Annotated in this window: 1 protein-coding gene; it reads right to left on the bottom strand. The window is 73.9% G+C overall.

Features of this window, described 5'->3' with window-relative positions; translation table 11 throughout:
- A partial coding sequence (locus ACFV1W_RS40005) for an SDR family NAD(P)-dependent oxidoreductase (protein ID WP_380422437.1) occupies positions 1-5,134 on the bottom strand: 5,134 nt, incomplete at both ends.

A 5,134-nucleotide genomic window follows, 5' to 3' on the forward strand; every position in this document is an offset into this window, starting at 1 on the left:
CCACCTCCCGGAACACCGGCTCCGAGCCGTACAACTCCCCACCCATCCCCACCCACTGCGCACCCTGCCCCGGGAACACGAACACCGACCGACCCGGCGAACCGGCCACACCCGTGACGACGCGGGGGTCTCCCTCGGCGAGGGCGGCCAGTTCCGCCATGAGGTCGCTCCGGGTACTGCCCACCAGGACCGCCCGGTGGGCGAGCATGGTGCGGGTGGTGGCGAGGGCCCGGCCGATCGCGGCCGGCCGGAGTCCGGGGTGGGCGGTCACGTGGTCAGCAAGCCGGCGGGCCTGGGCACGGAGCGCGTCGTCCGTCTTGCCGGACAGCAGCCACACGGTGGACTCCGCACAGTCGTCCGCGGCAGGTGGCCCGGAGGGTTCCTCCGGGAACTGTTCGATGACGACGTGCGCGTTGGTACCACTGGCCCCGAAGGCCGAGATGCCCGCGCGGCGGGGACGCCCGGTCTCCGGCCACGGCCGGGCCTCGGTCAGCAGCCGGATGTCACCGGTGTCCCACTCCACGTGCGGCGTGGGCTCCTGGACGTGGAGTGTCGGCGGCAGTTCACCGTGCCGCATCGCCATGACCATCTTGATCACACCCGCCACACCGGCCGCCGCCTGGGTGTGCCCGATGTTCGACTTCACCGACCCCAGCCACAACGGCTCCACCCGGTCCCGGCCGTACGTCGCCAGCAGCGCCTGCGCCTCGATCGGGTCACCGAGCGTCGTCCCCGTACCGTGCGCCTCCACCGCGTCCACCTCGGACGCCTCCAACCCGGCGTTCGCCAACGCCTGACGGATGACGCGTTCCTGGGAGAGGCCGTTCGGCGCGGTCAGGCCGTTGGACGCACCGTCCTGATTGACCGCCGAACCCCGCACCACCGCCAGCACCCGGTGACCGTTGCGACGCGCGTCCGACAACCGCTCCAGCAGCACCAATCCCGCACCCTCGCCCCAGGCCGTACCGTCGGCCGTCGACGAGAAGGGCTTGCAGCGGCCGTCGGGGGCCAGGGCCCGCTGGCGGGAGAACTCGGTGAACTGCAGGGGGGTGACGCTCACGGTCACCCCGCCGGCCAGGGCGAGTGTGCACTCCCCCGAGCGCAGTGCCTGCGCGGCGAGGTGGATCGCCATCAGGGACGAGGAGCAGGCGGAGTCGACGGACACGGCCTGGCCCTGGAGGCCCAGCAGGTAGGAGACCCGGCCGGAGGTGATGCTCGGCGAGATGCCGGTGGCGAGGTAGCCCTCGGTGTCGGGCGGTGCCTGGTCGGGGCTGCCGACGTAGCCGGAGGACCAGATCCCCGTGAACACACCCGTCTGACTGCCCCTCAACGACGTCGGATCGATGCCGGCGTCCTCGAAGGTCTCCCAGGCGGTCTCCAGCAGCACCCGCTGCTGCGGATCCATCGCCAGCGCCTCACGCGGCGAGATCCCGAAGAAATCGGCATCGAACCCCGCCGCGTCCACGAGGAAGCCACCCCACCGCGTGTACGACGTCCCGGGATGATCCGCGTCCGGATGGAACAACCCCTCCACGTCCCACCCGCGATCACCCGGAAACGCCCCGATCGCGTCGACCCCGCCCGACACCAGGCCCCACAACTCCTCCGGAGACCCCACCCCACCGGGCAACCGGCACCCCATGCCCACGATCACCACCGGATCAGCCGACACCGGAACCCCGACCGGCACCACCGGCACCACACCCGCACCCTCACCGGAGAGTTCGGCCGTGAGGTGGTCGGCGAGGGCGGCGGGGGTGGGGTGGTCGAAGACGAGGGTCGCGGGCAGCCGCAGGCCGGTGGCGCCGGCGAGGCGGTTGCGCAGCTCGACGGCGGTCAGGGAATCGAAGCCGAGGTCGCGGAAGGCGAGTCCGGGGGTGATCGCGGCGGCGTCGGAGTGGCCGAGGACGGTGGCGGTGTGGGCGGCGACCAGGGACAGCAGGTCCGACGCGGGCGCCTTCGGCGTCGGCAGGCTCTGCGGCACCGAGAGGTCGGCCGTGGTCAGCGCGGGACGTCCGGCAGCCAGCGCGGTGTCGAACATGGCCAGGGCGCGTTCGACGCTGATGGGGCGGATGCCCTTGCGGGCGAGGCGTTGGCGGTCGGCCGAGGTGAGGTGGGCGGTCATGCCGCTCTCCTGCTCCCAGTAGCCCCAGGCCATCGACACGGCGGGCAGTCCGAGGGTCTGCCGGTGGGCGGCGAACGCGTCGAGGTAGGAGTTCGCGGCCGCGTAGCCGGCCTGGCCGGCGTTGCCGAGTACACCCGCGGCCGCGGAGAACAGCACGAAGGCGGCGAGGTCGTGCGCGCGGGTCAGCTCGTGCAGGTGCCAGGCGCCGTCGACCTTGGGCCGCAGCACCCGGTCGAGCTGCTCCGCGGTCAGCCGTTCCACGACGGTGTCGTCGAGCACGCCGGCCGCGTGGACGACCGCGGTCAGCGGGTGCGCGGCCGGGATCGAGTCCAGTACGGCCGCCAGCGCGTCCCGGTCCGCGACGTCACAGGCCACGACCCGCACGTCGACGTCCCCTTGCGCCTCCGGGTGCGGCACCGCGCCGCCGCCGCGGCTGACGAGCAGCAGGTGCCGTACCCCGTAGCGGGACACCAGGTGCCGGGCGACGGCCTGCCCGAGGGTGCCGGTGCCGCCGGTGATCAGCACGGTGCCGTCGGGGTCGATCGGCCGGGGGACGGTGAGGACGATCTTGCCGGTGTGGCGGGCCTGGCTCATCAGCCGGAAGGAGTCGACGGCCTGGCGGAGGTCCGCGGCGGTGACCGGCAGCGGCTCCAGCGTCCCGTCGGCCACCATCGCCACGGCCCTGGAGAGGATGTCGCCCTGCCGCACGGGGTCGACGTCGTTGAGGTCGAAGGCCCGGTAGATCAGGCCCTCGGGTGAGCGGACGTCCGTCTTGCCCAGCTCGACGAACCGTCCGCCGTCGGCGAGCAGCCGCAGGGAGGCGTCGGTGAGTTCTCCCGCGAGCGAGTTGAGGACGACGTCCATGGCCGGGAACCGGTCGGCGAACCGGGTGTCGCGGGACGAACCGATGTGGTCGTCCGCCAGTCCGAGGCGCCGCAGGGTGTCCCACTTGGCGGGGCTCGCGGTGGCGAAGACCTCCGCGCCGCTGTTCAGGGCCAGCTGGATGGCGGCCATGCCCACACCGCCCGCGCCGGAGTGGATCAGGACCCGGTCGCCGGGACGCAGTTCGCCGAGGTCGAACAGCCCGTACCAGGCGGTGGTGAACGCGACGGGCACCGACGCCGCCGCGGTGAAGCTCCAGCCGTCGGGGATCGCCGTCAGGAGCCGGTGGTCGGCGACCGCGCGCGACCCGAAGGCGCCGGGCATCAGTCCCATGACGCGGTCGCCGGGCCGCCAGGCCGTGACCCCGGGGCCGACCTCGACGACGGTGCCGGCCCCTTCGCCGCCCAACGGGGGCCGGTCCGGGTACATGCCGAGGGTGATGAGCACGTCGCGGAAGTTCAGACCGGCCGCGCGTACGGCGACCCGTACCTGTCCGGGTTCCAGCGCGGCCTCCTGCCAGGGCAGCAGGGCCAGGTCGTCCAGTCGCCCGGTGCCGGACTCGCTCAGCCGGTACGCGCCGTCGGGGGCGGTCGGCTCCGGCGCGTACCTGGCCTGCCGCGGCACGAGGACGCCCTCCCGGCGCAGGGCCAGTTCGGGTTCGTCGCCGGCTGTCATGGCGGCCCGGACCGCGTCCTCCTCGGACGCGTCGCCCATGTCGACCAGGACGAACCGGCCGGGGTGCTCGGCGGCGGCGCTGCGGACCAGGCCCCGTACGGCCGCGCCGGCCACGCCGCGGGTCAGGACGGCCAGGCGTGCGGCCGCCCGCTCCGGCTGCTCGGCCAGGAAGTCCTGGACGAGCGCGCGGGCCCGCTGGACGAGGGCGTGCACGGAGTCCGCGTCGGCTTCCGCGCTGAGTACCGGGCTCGGCACCACCTCGGTCGGTGTGCTCGCGGTGAGGGGCACCCACTGGGTGTGCAGCACCGCGGCCCGGGCCTCGGCGGCCGGACGGACGGTCAGCGCGGTGATGTCCGCGACCGGGTTGCCGGACAGGTCGGTCAGTGTCGCGCGGTAGGTGTCGGTGCCCGTGCGGGCCAGGTGGACCCGGGCGGACGACACACCGGTGGTGTGCACGGCGACGCCGGAGAAGGAGAACGGCAGCCGGACCCGGGTGTCGGGGCTGAGCAGGATCAGCGGCTGGAGTGCGGCGTCCAGGAGCGCGGGGTGGATGCCGAAGCCGGCGCCGTCGGGGACGGACACCTCGGCGTACAGTTCGTCCTCGCCCTGCCACAGCTCCCGCACGCCCCGGAACGCGGGCCCGTACTGGTATCCGAGTCCGGCGAGGAAGTCGTAGAACCCTTCGGGGTCCACGGGTTCGGCGTTCCTCACGGGCCGGTCGAGGCGTCCGGCCGTCACCTGGCCGCCGAGGGTTCCGGACGCGTGGCGGACCCAGCCGTCGCCGCCCCTGGAGTGCACGGTGACCGGGCTGCGGCCGGCGTCGTCCGGGGCGCCGACCGAGACCTGGATGTCCGTGGGTGTGTCCGAGAGCGCGAGGGGCAGGTGCAGGACGAGGTCGTCGAGGGCCCCGCCGGCCAGGGTGGCGAGTTCGAGGAAGGCGGTGCCCGGGAGCAGGACCGTGCCGTCGACGGCGTGGTCGGCCAGCCAGGGGTGGGTGCGGGTGGAGACGCGGCCGCTGTGCACGGTGCTCCCGTCGGGCAGCTCGACCGTGGTGCCCGCCAGCGGGTGCCCGGTGCCGTGGCCGCCGGCCGCGGGGGTGAGCCAGTAGGTGCTGCGCTGGAAGGCGTAGCCCGGCAGCCTGACGCCGTGCGGGCGGTCGTGCGGCCAGGTCACGGCGACGCCCTGGACGTGGAGGCGGGCCAGGGCGGTGTGGAACTCCACGATGGCGCCCTGGTCGCGGCGCAGGGTGCCGGTCGCCACGCCGTCCAGGTCCTGCACCAGCACCGGGTGAGGGCTGACTTCCACGAACACCTCGTGGCCGTCGGCGGTGAGCCGGGCGGTGGCCAGGTCGAACCGTACGGGTTCGCGGAGGTTGCGGTACCAGTAGCCGGCGTCGAGGGCGGAAGTGTCGACCGGTTCCGCGGTGACGGTGGAGTAGAAGGGAATCGCCGC

Origin of the sequence: Kitasatospora sp. NPDC059648 (assembly GCF_042734825.1) — a bacterium.
Lineage (GTDB): Bacteria > Actinomycetota > Actinomycetes > Streptomycetales > Streptomycetaceae > Kitasatospora.